This window comes from Pseudomonas sp. MONT-RG-20F-20-E-7-02 (genome assembly GCF_022662395.1).
In the GTDB taxonomy this organism is placed as follows: domain Bacteria; phylum Pseudomonadota; class Gammaproteobacteria; order Pseudomonadales; family Pseudomonadaceae; genus Aquipseudomonas.
Window position 1 is genome coordinate 12,071 of record NZ_JAKNQN010000020.1, and the last position, 17,400, is coordinate 29,470.

The following is a 17,400-nucleotide window of genomic DNA, read 5'->3' on the forward strand; positions in this document are numbered from 1 at the left end:
GTGTATGTATGCGAATCGGACTAGTCGGCTACGGCCATGGTGGCCGCTTCTTTCACGCGCCGTTGATTGCAACGCTGCCCGGCGCAACCTTCGTCGGCGTGGTGACGCGTTCCCCGGAGCGCCGCCAGCAACTGGCGACTGAACATCCCGGCCTCAAGGCCTACGATTCCATCGGCCAGCTCGTCGAGGCCGGTGTGGATACGCTGGTTATTTCCACCACCCTCAAAGGCCGCCCGGCCCTGGTGCTGGAAGCCATCGAACATGGCGTTGCGGTGGTCAGCGACAAACCCTTCGCCAGCAATGCCGAGCAGGCCCAGGCGCTGATCACTGCCGCCGAACGCCAAGGTGTGTTGTTGAGCGTCTACCAGAACCGGCGCTGGGATTCGGATTTTCTCACCTTGCGCAAACTGATCGACACCGGCGCGCTGGGCGAGGTCACCCGGTTTGAATCCTGTGTGGAGCGCTACAACCCGCAATCGGTGGGCAATGCCAGCGGCGGCGGCTGGTTGCGCGACCTCGGCAGCCACTTGGTGGACCAGGCGCTGCAACTGTTCGGCCCGGTGGATCGGGTGTTCGCGCAATTGCACTTCAGCGCGCAATACCCAACGCTGGATCACGGTTTTTTTGTCTCGCTGACTCACGCCAACGGGGTGATTTCCCACTTGTGGGGCAGTGCGCTGCAAAACAGCCAGGCCCCGCGTTTTCGTGTCAGCGGCACGCTGGGTTGCTACACCGTCGACGGCCTGGACGGCCAGGAAGAAGCGCTGATGGCCGGCAAGACGCCAAAGACCGAAGGCGAGCACTGGGGCGCGGAAGAACATCGACGCTGGGGCTGGTTTGAACAAGGCGCGGAGCGCGAACGGGTGCCGTCGGAAAAAGGCTGCTGGACGCAGTTCTATCGCCAGTTGCAGAGTGCTGTGCAAGGGCAGGGGCCGTTGCCGGTAAGCGCCTATGACGCGCTGGAAACCACCCGTATATTGGACGCCGCACGCCTCAGCAACGAGCGCCAGCAGGTGGTTTCAATAAAAATAGAATGAAATTCTAAAAATGGTTGATATGGAAATTATTTTCCAATAGAGTCTTTTCCAGGTTGCAAAAAGTACGTCTCGGGCTCGATCCGGGCGACTCAACAAAAACAAGATCAAAAACAACCAGGTACCGTCAGATGAAAATCTTCAACGCTGTACTGCGAGTTTTACGCCCTGCCCAGCAAGCGCCACGCGATCTGCCTCGCGCCCGGCCGTTTTATTTCTCCTTCCTTAATGTGCTGTGCGTCGAAAACAAAGGCGCCCTGGTGTGCTGCATCCCGGGAGCACCGATCGTTCGACTGCCCACGTCCTCGCTCTGAAAAACGCAACGTCCACAAAACCAACAAGAAATTGGAGACAGACCGTTCATGAAGACCCCGATCCGTTTTACCGCGCTGGCCTTGTCCATGTTGCTTGCCAGCGGCTTTGCCACGGCGGCCGATCTCAAGATCGGCGTGAGCATGTCCGCCTTCGATGACACCTTCCTGACTTACCTGCGCGAAGACATGGACAAGCAAGCCAAGTCCTATCCCAAGGGCGACGGCGTACAGTTGCAGTTCGAAGACGCCCGTGCTGATGTGGTCAAGCAACTGAGCCAGGTGGAGAACTTTATCAGCCAGAAGGTCGACGCGATTATCGTCAACCCGGTGGACACCGCGTCGACCAAGAACATCATCAGTGCGGCGACCAAGGCGGGCATTCCACTGGTGTTCGTCAACCGTCGTCCTGACCAGAAGGATCTGCCCAAGGATGTTGTCGCCGTGACCTCCGATGACGTTGAGGCCGGTCGCCTGCAAATGCAGTACATCGCCGAAAAGCTCGGTGGCAAAGGCAAGATCGTGATTCTGTTGGGCGACCTGGCCAACAACTCCACCACCAACCGCACCAAAGGCGTGAAAGAGGTCCTGGCCAAATACCCCGGTATCACCATCGAACAGGAACAGACCGGTACCTGGCTGCGTGACCGTGGCATGACGCTGGTCAACGACTGGCTGACCCAGGGCCGCGAGTTCAATGCGGTGCTGGCCAACAACGATGAGATGGCCATCGGTGCGTCCATGGCTTTGAAGTCGGCAGGCGCCAAGCCGGGCAGCGTGTTGATCGCCGGGGTTGATGGAACACCGGACGGTTTGAACGCGATTACCAAGGGCGACATGACCGCGTCGGCATTCCAGGATGCCAAGGGCCAGGCGGTGGGTTCGGTGGAAGCGGCGCGCAAGATGGCCAAGCACGAGCCGGTCGAGCAGAACGTGATCATCCCGTTCAAGCTGATCACCCCCGACAACGTCAAAGACTTCAAGTAGCCCTTCATAACAACAATAAGCGAGCAGGGCGGCCACGGTCGCCCTGCTGATGGAGTACCCGATATGCTTGCTCAAGCGGTTGTCTCGCAGCCTCCCGGTATCCAGCCCCTGGCACCGGAAGAACCCTACCTGCTGGAAATTCTCAATATCAGCAAAGGCTTTCCCGGCGTCGTGGCCCTGGCCGATGTGCAACTGCGCGTACGCCCAGGTTCGGTGTTGGCGTTGATGGGCGAGAACGGTGCGGGCAAGTCGACGCTGATGAAGATCATCGCCGGCATCTACCAGCCCGACGCCGGGGAGATTCGCCTGCGCGGCAAACCGATCGTGTTTGAAACGCCGCTGGCGGCGCAGAAGGCCGGTATCGCGATGATCCACCAGGAACTCAACCTGATGCCGCACATGAGCATCGCCGAGAACATCTGGATCGGCCGCGAGCAGCTCAACAGCCTGCACATGGTCAACCACCGTGAAATGCACCGCTGCACCGCCGAGTTGCTGGCGCGCTTGCGCATCAACCTGGACCCGGAAGAACACGTCGGCAACCTGAGCATCGCCGAACGGCAGATGGTCGAGATTGCCAAGGCGGTGTCCTATGACTCCGACATCTTGATCATGGATGAACCGACTTCGGCCATTACCGAAAAGGAAGTGGCCCACCTGTTTTCGATCATTGCCGACCTCAAGTCCCAAGGCAAAGGCATCGTCTACATCACGCATAAAATGAACGAAGTGTTCGCCATCGCCGATGAAGTGGCGGTGTTCCGCGACGGCCACTATATCGGCCTGCAGCGCGCCGACAGCATGAACAGCGACAGCCTGATTTCGATGATGGTCGGGCGTGAACTGAGCCAGCTCTTCCCGGTGCGCGAAACGCCCATCGGCGAGCTGCTGCTGTCGGTGCGCGACCTGCGCCTGGACGGCGTGTTCAAGGACGTGTCGTTCGACCTGCACGCCGGCGAGATTCTCGGCATCGCCGGGCTGATGGGCTCGGGCCGCACCAACGTGGCGGAAACCCTGTTTGGTATCACCCCAAGCAGTGGCGGGCAGATCACCCTCGACGGCAAACCGATACGCATCACCGACCCGCACATGGCCATCGAGAACGGTTTTGCGTTGTTGACCGAAGACCGCAAGCTCAGTGGCCTGTTCCCGTGCCTGTCGGTGCTGGAAAACATGGAAATGGCCGTGCTGCCGCATTACTCGGGCAACGGTTTTATCCAGCAAAAAGCCTTGCGCGCGCTGTGTGAAGACATGTGCAAGAAGCTGCGGGTGAAAACCCCGTCGCTGGAGCAGTGCATTGACACCTTGTCCGGCGGTAACCAACAGAAAGCTTTGCTGGCGCGCTGGCTGATGACCAACCCACGCCTGTTGATTCTCGATGAGCCGACCCGCGGCATCGACGTCGGCGCCAAGGCAGAGATTTATCGCTTGATCTCCTTCCTCGCCAGCGAAGGCATGGCGGTGATCATGATTTCCTCCGAGCTGCCTGAAGTGCTGGGAATGAGCGACCGGGTGATGGTGATGCACGAGGGCGACCTGATGGGCACCCTCGACCGTAGCGACGCGACCCAGGAAAAAGTCATGCAGTTGGCTTCGGGTATGACCGTAGTCCACTGACGAACAGCAGCGTAGGCCCGCGGTTGGCCTGTGCCACAGAATAAGAAGGTGATTGGCTATGAACGCAATAACAGACAACAAGCCCGCCACGGCACCGGTCAAGCACCGCAGGCGCTTGCCCACCGAGCTGAGCATCTTTCTGGTGCTGATCGGTATCGGCCTGGTGTTTGAACTGTTCGGCTGGATCGTGCGCGACCAGAGTTTCCTGATGAACTCCCAGCGCCTGGTGCTGATGATCCTGCAAGTGTCGATCATCGGCCTGCTGGCGATTGGCGTAACCCAGGTGATCATTACCACCGGTATCGACTTGTCTTCGGGTTCGGTGCTGGCGTTATCGGCGATGATCGCCGCCAGTCTGGCGCAGACTTCCGATTTCTCCCGTGCGGTGTTTCCCAGCCTGACGGATTTGCCGGTGTGGATCCCGGTGGCGATGGGCTTGGGCGTCGGGCTGCTGGCGGGGGCAATTAACGGCAGCATCATTGCCGTCACCGGTATCCCGCCATTTATCGCGACCCTGGGCATGATGGTCTCGGCCCGTGGCCTGGCGCGGTATTACACCGAAGGCCAGCCGGTGAGCATGCTCTCGGATTCCTACACCGCCATTGGTCATGGGGCGATGCCGGTGATCATCTTCCTGGTGGTGGCGGTGATCTTCCATATTGCCCTGCGCTACACCAAGTACGGCAAGTACACCTACGCCATCGGCGGCAATATGCAGGCGGCACGGACGTCGGGGATCAACGTCAAGCGCCACTTGATCATCGTCTATAGCATCGCCGGGCTGCTGGCGGGGCTGGCGGGTGTGGTCGCCTCGGCACGTGCGGCGACCGGCCAGGCCGGCATGGGCATGTCTTATGAGCTGGATGCGATTGCGGCGGCGGTCATCGGCGGCACCAGCCTGGCGGGCGGGGTAGGGCGCATCACCGGCACCGTGATCGGCGCGTTGATCCTGGGGGTGATGGCCAGCGGGTTTACCTTCGTAGGCGTGGATGCGTACATCCAGGACATCATCAAGGGGCTGATCATCGTGATCGCGGTGGTGATCGACCAGTATCGCAACAAGCGCAAACTGAAACGCTAGGGCTGGCGTTCACCGCCTATCAATGTGGGAGCCGGACTTGTGTGGGAGCTGGCTTGCCTGCGATCGCATCAACTCGTTATCCCCGACAAACCGAGTTGCCTGCATCGCGGGCAAGCCCGGCTCCCACACAAGCCCGCTCCCACATTTGAACCTTCTCCAGCCAGTTTCAACCGTTTGTCTTCTATATACCTCCACACCACTGAATTTCTTGCTATAAACGCACTCCGATGACCATTCGCCAAGCCCGTCCTGGTGCCTTTGGGGGTTAATTGGGAAAAAATGCCTGTCATTTCAGTTGCTGAGCCCTCAAGTCGGCCTTAGACTGCCGCCCCTCGTAAATTGAGTGCCGGGTGGCGCTTGAAATGAACGGCGCCTTTCCGAGGCCTGCAGAGGTCTGCCGGAACGCTCCCTTATTCGCCTTAATGCACGTATTTTTTATAGAGAAATCAATGACAAAGGAAAAGTTGCTGGCCATGCCGGCGGATGACTACATGAATGCCGAACAGCACGCTTTTTTTGAGCAGTTGCTGCAGGACATGAAAGTGGAACACCACGAGCGCATTGAACAGAACCGCATCGCCATTGAAAGCCTGGATACCCCGGCTGACCCGGCTGACGCCGCTTCCGTTGAAGAAGAGCGCACCTGGCTGGTGAATGCCATCGACCGCGACCAGCGTATGCTGCCGCAGCTTGAGCGTGCACTGGAACGCATCAAGGAAGATTCCTTTGGCTGGTGCGACGACAGCGGTGAGCCTATCGGCCTCAAGCGCCTGCTGATCAGCCCGACCACCAAGTACTGCATCGAAGCGCAAGAGCGCCACGAGCAGATCGACAAGCACCAGCGTCAAGCGTGATGTGCTGAAGTTGGGCGCTGCTGACGTGGCGCCCAAGCGAAATACCGGTTACGCCCTTGTCTATTGATCTGTTGCAAACTCCCCCACTAAAGGCTCATGGATAATGGCCCGATAGTGGCGTTTAATGCAGCAACAATAACGACAAAGCAGTGGGGTGACGACGATGGCTGGAGACGGATCTCTGATGGGCGCAGCAGTGCCACCGCACAGGGTGGCGCGCGTGCTGCCCGGCTGGCTGACGCCGCTCCTGCAGAGCACCGCCTTGGTGCTGGTACTGCTGGGCCTGGCGTTTGCCGGCTTGCCGATCTACCTGTGCCTGCCCCTGGTTTTGCTGGTGGTCTGGCTACCGCGCTTTAAAACCCGAAAGCCCGTGCGCGCAGACTCCGCCGCCTCCGATGCGATGGGTGCGCTGACCCGCGACCTTTCCTACACCACCAGTCATAACGCGCTTTCGGCTGCCGGCGTGGCCTATTCGGTCAAGCAACTGGCGGCCCGTTTGCAGTCGCAGTTGAGCGCGGCCAGGCAAATTGTCAGCAGCGCCGAAGTCATGATCGGCACTGAAAAGGTCACCTCGCAACTCAGCCGACAGGCCCTCGGCGCGGCCAGCCAGGCCCACCAGCGCAGCACCGAAGGCCGCGAAGTGTTGGCCCTGTCGATCACCCGCATGCACCAACTCAGCCAGCGCGCGAATGCCAGCCGCGAGCTGATCGAGGCCTTGAGCCAGCGCAGCGAAGAGATTCAACGCGTGACTCTGGTGATTCAGTCCATCGCCAGCCAGACCAACCTGCTCGCGTTAAACGCGGCCATTGAAGCGGCGCGCGCCGGTGAGCACGGGCGCGGGTTTGCCGTGGTGGCCGATGAGGTGCGCGGCCTGGCCGGGCGCACCGCCACGGCCACCGATGAGGTCGGGGTGATGGTCGCCGATATCCAGCAACGCACGGCGCAGGTGGTGGAGCAGATTCGCCAGTTGTCGGCGGACTTGCACACCGGCGTCGAGCAAGTGGAGCATGCCGGGGCGCAACTTGAGAGCATCGCCAGCCTGGCGGCGGATGTGGAAGGGCAGGTCAACGAAATCGCCCAAGGCACCGACACCAACCGCGTGCAACTCGACAGCCTGTTCCATGCCGTGGAGCAAATGCGCAGCGACCTGAGCGTGAGCGACCAGCAAACCCGCCAACTGGCCGACGCCGCCGTGCAAATGGAAGGGCAGGCCGAAACCATCAGCGAGCGCCTGGCCGAAGTCGGGCTGGATGACTATCACCAGCGCATCTACGACCTGGCCCGTGAAGGCGCGAACCGCATTGCCGAGCAGTTCGAAGCAGACGTACTGCAAAACCGTATCAGCCTGCAGGACCTGTTTGACCGCAGCTACACGCCGATCCCGAATACCAGCCCAAGCAAGTACCACACGCGTTTTGACGGCTACACCGATCAGGTATTGCCGGCGATCCAGGAAGCGCTGCTGCCGCGCCATGAAGGCTTGGTATTCGCCATCGCCTGCACGCCTCAAGGCTATGTGCCGACGCACAACAAGGCGTTTTCTCAAGCGCTTACGGGCGATCCACAGGTCGACGCGCTGCAGAACCGTACCAAGCGCAAGTTCGAAGACCGCACGGGTATTCGTTGCGGCAGCCATCAACAAGCGGTGCTGTTGCAGACCTACACCCGTGATACCGGTGAGTTGATGCACGATTTGTCAGTGCCCATCATGGTCAACGGCCGGCATTGGGGCGGGCTGCGGTTGGGCTATAAACCGGAGACGGCCAAGCCCCCGCGCTAGGGATTGTTGCTGTTTATGCAATGGAGCTATTCCGCGGATAGCTTTTTCCAACTGGCAGAAAACCGTAGCATGGCGAACATTGTTAGCCAGCTAACTAATGCTGCGGAGAAGCTCCATGCAAAACAAAGTCGATGTCGCCGTGATGATCGGCAGTGGCGTACCCGAAACCCTGCGTGCGCTGGGCCAGAAGGCGTGCTGGGTGGTGTTGCTCAATGGCGAGCAACGCGGCACGGCGTTTGCCAGCCGCGATGAAGCGGAGGAGTGCAGGGCTGCCTGGCAGGCGCTGTTGCGCCTGGAACAGTCAGACAGCCTGCATTGAGTTATCGGGGTTGATGCAGGCGCTGGTTCAATTCATCTACAGGGATGGCCCATTCGGCATCATCACGCAATTCTTCCTTGAGAAACGCCGCTTGTTGCGGCGTCCAGAAAGGTGCGTCGATCAGTTTCACGTCTTGGGTCAGCAGATGTGCACCGATGAATGCGTCGATTGCTTCGGGGGTTGATTCCAGGCCGAGTTGTTCAAACAGGGTTTCAAGCGTTGGGATTGGCGCGTCCATATTTCGTTCTCCATGCAAGGTGATGGTCTTGTGCATGTGAGGCGCTGGAGGCGGCAGAGTTCTATCGGATTATCAGGAATTGAGTGCGCCTGAATCCACAGCGGTTTTCAGGGCTTTGGCGGCGTCTTTTGCGGCAATGGCGGCGGCGTCGACAGTTTTGAACCAACGATCTTTTTCCACCTGGTGCGTGGTCACGGTCGTCAGCGGAGGTTTGGCCCGCATGATGATTACCGCTTGGAACTCACCGTCTACTTCTCGCACATCGCCATGGATGAAAAATTCGCCAATATCAAATTCCGTCACGTATAGCCTTCCCTTCAAGGTAACCGCACTGATGAAACCTGACCCGCAGGGGGCAAACTTCATGGACGGGTCAGTATGGCAGTTGTTGAGGGACGGCGGCGCAGTAAAGTCATCCGGATGACGAAACGATCCCGCCGTGAACGGTGTGCAAGCTGGTTTCGAGTTTTTTCGCCAGTTCACAGGCCCGAATGTGGTTGCTGCGAAAGCCTCTGATCCGGCCGCTGGTCACTTCCAGGATATGAAAGAAATTCCGTCCGGCAGGTACAACTTGGTAAAGAACGGAATTGGAGTACCCGTTGGGGTCAGGCAAGCAGTAGTATTGGCGCTCGTCTTGACATGATGAACGAGTACGGGAAGACATGGCGTCGTGTTGGCGTGGTTGCATGCTCAGCTCCTGTCGAACGATCTTGTTGACCCTCCAGCAACGTTTCGGGTGGTTTTGACCCGTGTTGCTGTTTTAGTATTGTCGTCGGCAGCCAATGCTTGGTTCCACGCCAGGTAGTTTTTTATGTGTGTGTTGTCGGAAACAGCGCTTTTAATTGAGTTATTCTCTGAAGCTGGTCGGCCCGTGTTCTCGGGCGGTTGAACCTGTGATTTCCTGTGGTGCCTGATGACCTGCATAAGGTCTATCGCGCATGCCTGTACTAGTCTTGCGGCGCAGCAGCGGGTTCTCTGCAGTTTCTTAACAAATGTGTGATCGTGCCCCAGGGCCGTTTTTTTGTGCTGCCCGCTCCGGCAGGTAGCAGTAATTTTGATGTGGGGGCGTTTCCTTGGCAGTCAGTAATCTGGATATGCACGCGTTATTCGTGCTGGGTGATTTGCGCGCAAAGTTGGTCAAGCAGTTTCAATCGCGTTTCGTCTACATCACCGAACAAACGCCGGAAGGCATCTATATCGCCGAAATCGATACCGAATCGGCGATGGTGGTGGATGACAAACAGCGTCTGGAGCTCAAGGTGGGCGACCATTTTCGCGCGGCCGTGTTGCCGAGTCGCGAGGGTGGCAAGTTCGAGTTGAAGTTCCGCGACATCAAGTTGACCGTGTATGGCCTGGGCGATTACGCCTTTGTGACTTCGACCGAAGGCCAGGGCATCGTGTTCAAGGAAGGCCACAACGTCATGCTGGTGTTTGCCGCCAACGAGCAATTGCAGGAAGGCCTGACCAAAACCCTCAAGGCCGTGACCGGCAAGGCCGCCAAGTGGCGCAAGGGTGAGCTGGTAACGTTCAAGGCCAGTGAGTAGTCGATAAACGTCGCGTGTATTCTTGCTCTCCCGGAACCTCTACTACAGTTGAGTTGACTTAACTATTCAGAGGCTTCGCGCATTGGCAGCAAAGCCGTCCGCTATTGCTGCGAAAACGCGAGGTGCAAAGGCATGAAAGGATTTAAAACCCTATTGGCAGCGTCCCTGACGGCCTTGAGTCTGTCAGTGGCTTCAGTGCCGGTTTCGGCCGCCCAGGCACCGGTGCATTTCGCCGACCTGAACTGGGAAAGCGGCAGCCTGATCACCGAAGTACTGCGCTTTATCGTCGAGAAAGGCTATGACCTGCCCACCGACACCTTGCCCGGCACCACCATCACCCTGGAAACCGCGCTGGCGAAAAATGACATCCAGGTGATTGGCGAGGAGTGGGCCGGCCGCAGTCCGGTTTGGATCAAGGCCGAGGCCGAAGGCAAAGTGGTGGGCCTGGGCGATACCGTCAAGGGCGCCACCGAAGGCTGGTGGGTGCCGGAATACGTGGTCAAGGGCGACCCCGCCAAAGGCCTCAAGCCGCTGGCGCCGGACCTCAAGAGCGTTACGGACCTGGCGCGTTACAAGGACGTGTTCAAGGACCCCGAATCCCCTGGGAAGGGGCGCTTTCTCAACAGCCCGATCGGCTGGACCTCGGAAGTGGTCAACAAGCAAAAGCTCAAGGCCTATGGCCTCGACGACAGTTATGTGAACTTTCGCAGCGGTTCGGGTGCAGCCCTGGATGCGGAAATCGCCTCGTCAATCCGTCGTGGCAAGCCGGTGTTGTTCTACTACTGGTCGCCGACGCCATTGATGGGGCGGTACAAGCTGATCCAACTGGAAGAACCGCCGTTTGACGCCGACGCCTGGAAGACACTGACCGATGCGGATAACCCCAACCCGAGACCGACCCGCTCGTTGGCGTCCAAGTTGAGCATTGGTGTGTCGACGCCGTTCCAGCAGGAACATCCGCAGATCGCCGAGTTTTTTACCAAGGTGCAGTTTCCTATCGAACCGCTGAATAAAGCGTTGGCGACGATGAGCGAGAACCACACGGCGCCACGCGAAGTGGCCCAGGCGTTTCTCAAGGAGCATCCTGAGGTGTGGAAGGCGTGGTTGACGGCGGATGTGGCGCAGAAGGTTGAGGCGGGTCTGAAGTAAGCCGACCATCTTTCTATTGGATGCAGATCCAAATGCGGGCTTGTGTGGGAGCTGGCTCGCCTGCGATAGCATCACCTCGGTCTACCTGATAAACCGAGGTGCCTGCATCGCGGGCAAGCCCAGCTCCCACACAAGCCCGGCTCCCACATTTTTTAATGTATTTCAGGCTTAGAACCTGGTTTGAACGGCCACCTCGAAGGTTCTTGGCGACCCCAGGTAATAAGCCGGCGACACATGCGCAAACTCCGCATACACCTCATTCGTCAGGTTGCGCACCCGACCGGTCACCGAGGTGTGCGAGTCGACCCGGTAGCGCAGGAATGTCCCGAACAGCGTGTAGGCCGGCACCGTCAGGGTGTTGGCGTTGTCTGCATACACCTCTGCGACATACCGCGCATCCACGCCACCTTGCCAGTCCGGTGTGAAGTCATAAGTCAGCCACAGATTGCCTACACGCTTGGGCACGTTGGTCGGCGTATTGCCCTTGCGTGAGACCACCGCGCCGCTGGCGATTTTCTCGTTGAAGTCGTCGTACTCAGCCTCCACCCAGGCAAAGTTGCCTTCCGCCAGCAACTTGGGCGTGATTCGCAGTGAACTGGCCAACTCAACCCCCTTGGAGGATTGTGCCCCCACCGGGATGCTGTTGTTGGGGTCCAGCGGATCGGTGACGGCGAAATCCTTGCGCTCGATCTTGTAGGCCGCGACGGTGGCCGAACCGCGCCCGTCCAGGTAATCGAACTTGCTGCCCACTTCCCACTGCTTGCCGGTCGACACGTCGAACACTTGAGTGGTGGTCGACGGCTGCTCGGCCGCCGTGCTGTATTGCACATACACATTGGCTGACGGGATGAACTGGTAGGTCAGGCCGACGCGCCCGGTCACCGGCTCCCAACTGCGCTTGAAGTGACGCGGGTTGGTGACTGTAACGGCTCTGTGGTTGGTGACATCCAGGTCGATAGCGTCGTAGCGCAAGCCGGTCAGCAGCGAGAGTTTGTCGGTGAGGCCCAGGCGGTTTTCCACGAACAAAGCCTTGGTGGTGACTTCGTTGGTTTTGTCCTTGATGAAGCCGGGCTTGGTGCCGGGTATAGCGTAGAAGTGTCCCGGGTTGTAGTTATTCGGGTCCACGGTACTGTTGCCTGGCACGTTCAACGGGTTGTTTGTGGTGCTGTTGACCTTGTACTCGAAGCCACCGGACCAGGTCGTTGACAGGCCGAAGAACGTATCGTCATGGCGCAGCTCGAACTGGTTGCCGTTTTGTTCGCCTTGATGGCGGACCTGGTAGGCCGTCGAACGGTTCACCGCGCTGTTGTCGGCGTTGTATTGGTAAGTCTCCAGGTTGCGGTAGTCGCGCTGGCTGTCCAAGTGATAAAGGGTATTTTTCAGCGTGGTGCTGTCGTTGATCCGATAGTCGATGATCGAGCGCGCCCAGACCGTGCGCTGCTCGTAACGGCCATCGGCGACGTTGTAGTTGTTGAAGCGGTTGCGCCGGTCAATTTTCAGCTCTCCGGCCTTCGGGTTGAGCACCGGCGTACCCCAATAAGGGCTGTCTTTATGCTCGTCCTGGTATTCCAGCGCCAGGGTGTGGGACAGGTCGGGGGTCAGGTCGCTGAGCAGCGAAAACGCCACGCTCCAGGCATCCCGCTGGTCGCGGTCGATGTAGCTGTGGTTGGTGTTGCGGCTTACATCCAGGCGCGCGTAATGCTGCACCTCGGCGCCCGGTTCGGTCAGTGCGTGGTTGAGGCCGAAGGCCATGCCGGCGGTGTCGTAGCTGCCGTAGGTGAGTTGGCCTTCGGCCGCCTGTTCTTCACGGGTTGCCAGTTTGGTCACGTAGTTCAGCGAACCGCCCACGGAGCCTGCGCCATTGATCAAGGAGGAGGGCCCGCCGACCAGTTCGACGCGGTCATAGATCCACGCATCCACTGGCCGGGCCAAGCCGGTGGCGACGTTGATGCCGTTGAACATCTGGGTGATCTGGCTGCTGGTAAACCCACGATAGGACACAAACCCGCCAAACCCCGGCGGCGCGCTGGCGTTAACGCCGGGCAAGGTGTTGGCCGCATCGCGGAAGGTCTTGGCGCCATGGCGCTCAATATCGTTGCGCGTGGCGATGGCCACCGACGCCGGCGTCTCGCGCACGCTTAAACCCAGCCGCGACGCCATGCCGCTGGATTGGTCGAGCGCCAGGCCGGGCTCGGCGGCTTGCTCACCATCAATAGTGGTGGGGGCCAACTCAAGCGCCCAGCCACAGACAGGCAGGCAGCCGAACAGGCCCGCCAACAGGGGTAAATGTTTCATGGTTGAATCCTGAAAAACTTGGCTTGAAAACAACGCACAGCCGCGCGTATTCCCCAACGGGAACGTTTGGACAGTGCAGATCAGAAAGCGAAGGGATCAGGCGAAAGCGGGAGGCGCACGCGGGTTGGCCGCAGGCCAGGTGAAGCGGGCAGGGATGTCAGCGGCAAGCACCACCGCCGGTGGTGGCGCATGGGGTTGTGGCAACACCGCCACATTCAGGCTGGAACTCAGTGCCGGGCCCATACCGCCGGTCGAACATAACGGGCAGCCGAACGCTTTGGACAGCGTCGGCAGATTCTCATCCGAGGAATTGGTTTGCGCGGGCGCCTGGGTACGCGGGTCCACCGTACAGAACTGGCCGCCGATGCCGTTGAGCTGCATCCCCAGCATCTGCCCATGGCCAATACTGCACGCGAACACATTGAACAGGACGCAGCAATAAAGCATCCAGGCAATGAGCGAGCGGTCGGCACGGGCGAATTTCATGGGGCGGCACTTTACCATCAGCCGCCGACGAAATGCCTACAAAAAATCTCAGGGCGACTATCATCATTCGCACATTTTCAGGGAGCGCCCGCCATGAGCTTTGTCATCGCGCGATGGATCGTCGGGGTTTTTACCTGCATCAGCATGGTGCACTTGTACTGGGCCGCCGGCGGCAAACTCGGCAGCCTCGCCGCCATCCCCCAACTGCCCGGCGAATTCGCCCACGGGCCCCGACCAGCGTTCAAACCCTCGGCACTCGGCACGTTCCTCGTCGCGATGGGCTTGGTGGCGATTGCATTGCTCGTCTGCCTGCGGGCCGGGCTGTATTTCTCACCGGTGTCCCATGGCGCGCTGCAGTGGGGGATCAGCGCGATTGCCGTGGTGATGTTTGCGAGAGCGATTGGCGATTCGGAGTTGGTGGGGTTTTTCAAAAAGGTGGGTGGGTCGAGGTTTGCCAGGTTGGATACGTATTTTTATTCGCCGTTGTGTTTGGTGTTAGGGGTGGGGTTGTTGGTGGTGGCGTGGGGGTGATGCTTAAATGCTTGTTGGATGAAGGAAAATATATTTTTTATTTAACGTCGAACACGTTTGTATGGTCCTGGATCTGAGAGGCGAAGGGCGTTCAATTGATCTCTCTATTAGAAGTCGATCTTATATTTAAAGGCCGCATCAATTCTTTCAACCGTCAATTTTATAAAGGAATCATGCAAGTCTGGGTGGTCGTAGGAGATCCCCTCATCGCTAAACAAAGTAAACGTTTGGAAGGTGCCATTGTTTAGCGTTCCGTAAAGCACGTAAGAAAATCCATCCCCCGTGCGCTCGGCTAAAACGTGGGTCGAAGAGGATTTTTTGGCTTCATAATCTTCAGATAAATTTAAAGTCAATTCAATATCGTAAGTTTTCCCTGTTTCTATTTTGTATGGGCAGTAGCTTATGAAACAAGCTACAACGGTTTTATCAATTAGCAATAAAATCTCGTCCTCTACCAGTTCATTGATTGCTACTACTTGCGCTTTTTTTAATTTAATCACTATGATGCCCGATGGTTTTGTCTACGTCGTCGCCATTTTTCGTTGTGCGTATCGAAAATAAAAGATCTATATTCGTTGTCCGCAGTAGATGTCAAGCTGGAGTCATATCCTCTCAGTGCTATAGCTGCTCGCTATCACTGTAAAGATAACTTTGCTGCCGCCTATCTCTTTGAAGTAGTAGTTGTTTTCTGTTTTTTTAGGTGGAGGCGTGCTGTGTCTTGCGAAGGGCTAGAATCTTTTTTCTCATGCATCTCACATTTAGTTCCGACCGCATTTACGCCTTTAAAAGCGATGAGTTCCTGAAATGTGATCAGCAGTGATTGATCTTGTTCATCCGTGAAAATAATTAACAATTCGTTTTTTTTGCAAATTACTTGTTCGATTGTACCCTTTGAAATTTGAATGTTTGCTGTGCTATGGGTTGATTGGTTTAGTGGTTGATTTGGCGTCCAGAAGTTTAAATCGGAGAAATATCTTTCTATGTCGTCCATGTCGTCATCACCGAGAGAGTCGTCAAAGTGCGCAGAAATGATCCTGCGGACCTTCGCCAAGCGCTGTGTAACGGCGCAATCGTCGATGAAGTCAGTGGTTGCTTTTCGATACTCTTCCAGAACACCAGGCTTTTCAGCATAAAAACTGCCCATTTTGTGTAGAGATATCAATATGAACTCGATTTCTTTAAGTGCGTCAAGTGCTTCTTTTCCGGTAGTTACTATTTTTTTATTTTGCTCTAGCATTGTTTTCCTATCATTAAATTACTGGGTGAGACTGGCGATGGATTTAAGGTTGAGCGGTTAAAAGAAGAAAAATAACCCTGTGTTTTTATCGATTGCTAACGCACTTAATTGGATTAATTTGTTTAATGTTTTTGAGTTTTCAGGTCTTAAGTGAGATTTCAATATCTGTAAGGTTTTTCTTAGTTCTTCAGGAGTCTTTATGATTTCGTCCTCATACTCATCGATTATCTTCCCGGTCGCATAATTTATGCATTTCTAATGCTCCAGAGTTTAAGAATTGTTGGTATTCTACTTCCGTAAGCAAGGCAGTCTCAAGTAGAACGTCTGGGCATTCGTTTATGTCTAGCAATTTCATTGCTTCTATCGTGAGTGGCACACAGATTATTTTCATTTTATTGGTATCTTATTAGCGTGGACTGCTTCATTTTAAATTGAGAGGCAGGCTGAGATGAATGCTTACCCTAAAGCTCAATAAAGGTTTGTTTTGATTTTGCAATGACGAAAAGTATCCGTTTAATTTCTGTGATCTATGCTTAATACCTTTCTGTGAGTAACGTTCGTTGTTTGTAAGTCTCTTGCTTTTGAGTGTGTCACCCCAGTTCTACTATGCGTTATCATTTTCGCCTTTCTATTTTTTTGGGTAAGCAAATAGGAGGGGGCGGTATGTCAAAGCCGACCCCAAAGAGGCAAAATCATTTTATTTAACTCATCTGTGTATGTAAGTGTAGACGTCTCCTTGCTGAATTTCTTTGATTCCCATCCTGCTAATTACGTTGTTTAGAATCGGCAAATGCTCTGAGTGAAAAATAATCTGAGCTACTCCGTGTGTTTCTGCATCATGGAATCTGAAAGCTAGCACGGTTCGGTCTGCCAATATTAGCTTGAAATCATCTGATGTTGATAAGTGGCTCAGATCGCTAAGTTTATTCCATACGTCGCTGGGTTCGCTATTTTTTTTCTGCATAAGTGTTACGGTATAACGATAGCTAGTGAGTGTAGCTGGATCTATCTCATCAGGTTTTGAATTCAAGTGCTCTATTCCAGAATAGATTGAAGTTGTTTCATTTTTTTTAAATATGTCTTTGGGGTTTGACGATTTTGCAAAATGTTTTAACGCCAGATATTCCTGAGTTTTGCTTTCGTACGGGAATCCCACGGTGTACCAAATTGAGATTGTTGGCCATTCCAATGTCAGTGCGGATGCAAGTTCGCACCATGTTTTCCAAACGCTTTCAAAGTCTTGGTTTAGCAGGGAAATTGTCGAATATTCGTGATCATTGGTCGCGTATAGCTGACCCCATGGGTGAATGCCGACTTCTCGGATAAAAACGGTCTTCATTAGTCATTTCTTGAAGTATGTGTGAGAGTCATCGCCGATTTCCAGTGGGACTTTACGATGGTCGATAGTTGTTTCAGTATTGAAGTGGGGTGCATGATTACCTTTTTTGTGCCCAAGGGAATGTTCGCGAATTTCAATTTTTCGTTCGAGCAATTTAAATTCATAGACACGTCCTTGTGTATAGCGATTTTGATCGGTAAGTGTCTCTCGATAAACGCGCGCAGGATGCTGGTGCTTAGGGATTCCGCCAATTTCTTTCGCCCTTCTGAATGCTCCATTACGGGAGAGTTTACTGTCGGCCCCCTTGGGAGCTTCTGGCTCTCGCTCGTCAACCCTAGCTGTGTAGGCTGGCTCCTCGATTTTATGGGTAGGTTTACATCCGTTTCCACCAGGGCACCGATTTAATCCCAGCGGATCCACCCACCCCGTAGGATTAGGCACGTACTGGTACGCATTGATCCCACCCGCCAGCTTCACCGGATCAGGCGTCAGATAGCGACCAATATCTGGATTGTAGTAGCGATGGCGGTTGTAGTGCAGCCCGCTTTCCGGGTCGAAGTATTGGCCTTGGAAGCGCAGCGGGTTGTCGATTTTGTTT

General features: G+C 56.1%; 20 protein-coding genes. 11 read left to right on the plus strand and 9 right to left on the minus strand.

Annotation, left to right across the window (positions count from 1 at the left end; translation table 11 throughout):
- Nucleotides 1-8 precede the first annotated feature (8 nt).
- The 8 genes from L8I05_RS29010 to L8I05_RS29045 all read left to right on the plus strand — a co-directional run bounded on the left by L8I05_RS29010 (nucleotide 9) and on the right by L8I05_RS29045 (nucleotide 7,983).
- Nucleotides 9-1,037: a Gfo/Idh/MocA family oxidoreductase gene (locus tag L8I05_RS29010; RefSeq protein WP_242176608.1), complete on the plus strand. Its 1,029-nt coding sequence runs from the start codon at nucleotides 9-11 to the stop codon at nucleotides 1,035-1,037.
- Nucleotides 1,038-1,165: 128 nt separating this feature from the next.
- The gene (locus tag L8I05_RS29015; RefSeq protein ID WP_232109225.1) at nucleotides 1,166-1,348 is read left to right on the plus strand and encodes a hypothetical protein; all 183 of its coding nucleotides are present in this window, start codon (nucleotides 1,166-1,168) and stop codon (nucleotides 1,346-1,348) included.
- Between the two features lie 48 nt (nucleotides 1,349-1,396).
- The gene (locus tag L8I05_RS29020) at nucleotides 1,397-2,332 is read left to right on the plus strand and encodes a sugar ABC transporter substrate-binding protein (protein ID WP_242176609.1); all 936 of its coding nucleotides are present in this window, start codon (nucleotides 1,397-1,399) and stop codon (nucleotides 2,330-2,332) included.
- Nucleotides 2,333-2,395: 63 nt separating this feature from the next.
- Nucleotides 2,396-3,949: a sugar ABC transporter ATP-binding protein gene (locus L8I05_RS29025; RefSeq protein ID WP_159957285.1), complete on the plus strand. Its 1,554-nt coding sequence runs from the start codon at nucleotides 2,396-2,398 to the stop codon at nucleotides 3,947-3,949.
- 58 nt (nucleotides 3,950-4,007) lie between these two features.
- Entirely contained in the window at nucleotides 4,008-5,030 is a 1,023-nt protein-coding gene (locus tag L8I05_RS29030) for an ABC transporter permease (RefSeq protein ID WP_026013640.1), read from the plus strand.
- A 449-nt stretch (nucleotides 5,031-5,479) separates the two neighbouring features.
- Entirely contained in the window at nucleotides 5,480-5,884 is a 405-nt protein-coding gene (locus tag L8I05_RS29035; RefSeq protein ID WP_010564800.1) for a TraR/DksA C4-type zinc finger protein, read from the plus strand.
- Between the two features lie 184 nt (nucleotides 5,885-6,068).
- The gene (locus L8I05_RS29040) at nucleotides 6,069-7,664 is read left to right on the plus strand and encodes a methyl-accepting chemotaxis protein (RefSeq protein WP_242176610.1); all 1,596 of its coding nucleotides are present in this window, start codon (nucleotides 6,069-6,071) and stop codon (nucleotides 7,662-7,664) included.
- A 115-nt stretch (nucleotides 7,665-7,779) separates the two neighbouring features.
- The gene (locus L8I05_RS29045) at nucleotides 7,780-7,983 is read left to right on the plus strand and encodes a hypothetical protein (RefSeq protein WP_028615868.1); all 204 of its coding nucleotides are present in this window, start codon (nucleotides 7,780-7,782) and stop codon (nucleotides 7,981-7,983) included.
- Nucleotide 7,984: 1 nt separating this feature from the next.
- Here L8I05_RS29045 and L8I05_RS29050 read toward each other — a convergent pair whose 3' ends face one another.
- The 3 genes from L8I05_RS29050 to L8I05_RS29060 all read right to left on the minus strand — a co-directional run bounded on the left by L8I05_RS29050 (nucleotide 7,985) and on the right by L8I05_RS29060 (nucleotide 8,909).
- Nucleotides 7,985-8,221 carry a DUF2789 domain-containing protein gene (locus tag L8I05_RS29050; RefSeq protein ID WP_242176619.1) on the minus strand — a complete coding sequence of 79 codons (237 nt, stop codon included), beginning with the start codon at nucleotides 8,219-8,221 and terminating at the stop codon, nucleotides 7,985-7,987.
- A gap of 72 nt (nucleotides 8,222-8,293) precedes the next feature.
- The gene (locus tag L8I05_RS29055; protein ID WP_159961506.1) at nucleotides 8,294-8,524 is read right to left on the minus strand and encodes a hypothetical protein; all 231 of its coding nucleotides are present in this window, start codon (nucleotides 8,522-8,524) and stop codon (nucleotides 8,294-8,296) included.
- Nucleotides 8,525-8,633: 109 nt separating this feature from the next.
- Complete coding sequence (locus tag L8I05_RS29060) at nucleotides 8,634-8,909, minus strand: hypothetical protein (protein ID WP_242176611.1); 276 nt, start codon at nucleotides 8,907-8,909, stop codon at nucleotides 8,634-8,636.
- Nucleotides 8,910-9,315: 406 nt separating this feature from the next.
- Here L8I05_RS29060 and L8I05_RS29065 point away from each other — a divergent pair, with 406 nt between their 5' ends.
- Entirely contained in the window at nucleotides 9,316-9,765 is a 450-nt protein-coding gene (locus L8I05_RS29065) for a hypothetical protein (protein WP_174245635.1), read from the plus strand.
- Nucleotides 9,766-9,897: 132 nt separating this feature from the next.
- Entirely contained in the window at nucleotides 9,898-10,914 is a 1,017-nt protein-coding gene (locus tag L8I05_RS29070) for an ABC transporter substrate-binding protein (protein WP_242176612.1), read from the plus strand.
- 168 nt (nucleotides 10,915-11,082) lie between these two features.
- Here the strand turns inward: L8I05_RS29070 and L8I05_RS29075 are convergent, their stop codons facing one another.
- Nucleotides 11,083-13,209, minus strand: coding sequence for a TonB-dependent receptor (locus L8I05_RS29075; RefSeq protein ID WP_242176613.1), 2,127 nt, complete (start codon nucleotides 13,207-13,209; stop codon nucleotides 11,083-11,085).
- Between the two features lie 96 nt (nucleotides 13,210-13,305).
- Nucleotides 13,306-13,695: a DUF2946 domain-containing protein gene (locus L8I05_RS29080; RefSeq protein WP_242176614.1), complete on the minus strand. Its 390-nt coding sequence runs from the start codon at nucleotides 13,693-13,695 to the stop codon at nucleotides 13,306-13,308.
- Between the two features lie 93 nt (nucleotides 13,696-13,788).
- Between L8I05_RS29080 and L8I05_RS29085 the strand changes: the two genes are divergently transcribed.
- Nucleotides 13,789-14,226: a DUF3995 domain-containing protein gene (locus tag L8I05_RS29085; protein ID WP_094953794.1), complete on the plus strand. Its 438-nt coding sequence runs from the start codon at nucleotides 13,789-13,791 to the stop codon at nucleotides 14,224-14,226.
- A gap of 107 nt (nucleotides 14,227-14,333) precedes the next feature.
- Here L8I05_RS29085 and L8I05_RS29090 read toward each other — a convergent pair whose 3' ends face one another.
- From L8I05_RS29090 to L8I05_RS29105, 4 genes are all read right to left on the minus strand, one after another.
- Nucleotides 14,334-14,726 (minus strand): hypothetical protein, encoded by a 393-nt coding sequence (locus L8I05_RS29090; RefSeq protein ID WP_242176615.1) that lies wholly within the window; start codon nucleotides 14,724-14,726, stop codon nucleotides 14,334-14,336.
- A gap of 161 nt (nucleotides 14,727-14,887) precedes the next feature.
- A complete protein-coding gene (locus L8I05_RS29095) occupies nucleotides 14,888-15,463 on the minus strand; it encodes a hypothetical protein (RefSeq protein ID WP_242176616.1) in 576 nt (191 codons plus the stop codon).
- Nucleotides 15,464-16,169: 706 nt separating this feature from the next.
- Nucleotides 16,170-16,802 carry a hypothetical protein gene (locus tag L8I05_RS29100; RefSeq protein WP_242176617.1) on the minus strand — a complete coding sequence of 211 codons (633 nt, stop codon included), beginning with the start codon at nucleotides 16,800-16,802 and terminating at the stop codon, nucleotides 16,170-16,172.
- Between the two features lie 3 nt (nucleotides 16,803-16,805).
- Nucleotides 16,806-17,400: RHS repeat-associated core domain-containing protein (locus L8I05_RS29105; RefSeq protein ID WP_242176618.1), on the minus strand; the 595-nt coding region annotated here is incomplete at its 5' end.

Bases quoted from the DNA above. Each gene is read 5' to 3' on its own strand.
- L8I05_RS29010 (WP_242176608.1), top strand. From the start codon at position 9: ATGCGAATCGGACTAGTCGGCTACGGCCATGGTGGCCGCTTCTTTCAC.
- L8I05_RS29015 (WP_232109225.1), top strand. From the start codon at position 1,166: ATGAAAATCTTCAACGCTGTACTGCGAGTTTTACGCCCTGCCCAGCAA.
- L8I05_RS29020 (WP_242176609.1), top strand. From the start codon at position 1,397: ATGAAGACCCCGATCCGTTTTACCGCGCTGGCCTTGTCCATGTTGCTT.
- L8I05_RS29025 (WP_159957285.1), top strand. From the start codon at position 2,396: ATGCTTGCTCAAGCGGTTGTCTCGCAGCCTCCCGGTATCCAGCCCCTG.
- L8I05_RS29030 (WP_026013640.1), top strand. From the start codon at position 4,008: ATGAACGCAATAACAGACAACAAGCCCGCCACGGCACCGGTCAAGCAC.
- L8I05_RS29035 (WP_010564800.1), top strand. From the start codon at position 5,480: ATGACAAAGGAAAAGTTGCTGGCCATGCCGGCGGATGACTACATGAAT.
- L8I05_RS29040 (WP_242176610.1), top strand. From the start codon at position 6,069: ATGGGCGCAGCAGTGCCACCGCACAGGGTGGCGCGCGTGCTGCCCGGC.
- L8I05_RS29045 (WP_028615868.1), top strand. From the start codon at position 7,780: ATGCAAAACAAAGTCGATGTCGCCGTGATGATCGGCAGTGGCGTACCC.
- L8I05_RS29050 (WP_242176619.1), bottom strand. From the start codon at position 8,221: ATGGACGCGCCAATCCCAACGCTTGAAACCCTGTTTGAACAACTCGGC.
- L8I05_RS29060 (WP_242176611.1), bottom strand. From the start codon at position 8,909: ATGCAACCACGCCAACACGACGCCATGTCTTCCCGTACTCGTTCATCA.
- L8I05_RS29065 (WP_174245635.1), top strand. From the start codon at position 9,316: ATGCACGCGTTATTCGTGCTGGGTGATTTGCGCGCAAAGTTGGTCAAG.
- L8I05_RS29070 (WP_242176612.1), top strand. From the start codon at position 9,898: ATGAAAGGATTTAAAACCCTATTGGCAGCGTCCCTGACGGCCTTGAGT.
- L8I05_RS29075 (WP_242176613.1), bottom strand. From the start codon at position 13,209: ATGAAACATTTACCCCTGTTGGCGGGCCTGTTCGGCTGCCTGCCTGTC.
- L8I05_RS29080 (WP_242176614.1), bottom strand. From the start codon at position 13,695: ATGAAATTCGCCCGTGCCGACCGCTCGCTCATTGCCTGGATGCTTTAT.
- L8I05_RS29085 (WP_094953794.1), top strand. From the start codon at position 13,789: ATGAGCTTTGTCATCGCGCGATGGATCGTCGGGGTTTTTACCTGCATC.
- L8I05_RS29095 (WP_242176616.1), bottom strand. From the start codon at position 15,463: ATGCTAGAGCAAAATAAAAAAATAGTAACTACCGGAAAAGAAGCACTT.
- L8I05_RS29100 (WP_242176617.1), bottom strand. From the start codon at position 16,802: ATGAAGACCGTTTTTATCCGAGAAGTCGGCATTCACCCATGGGGTCAG.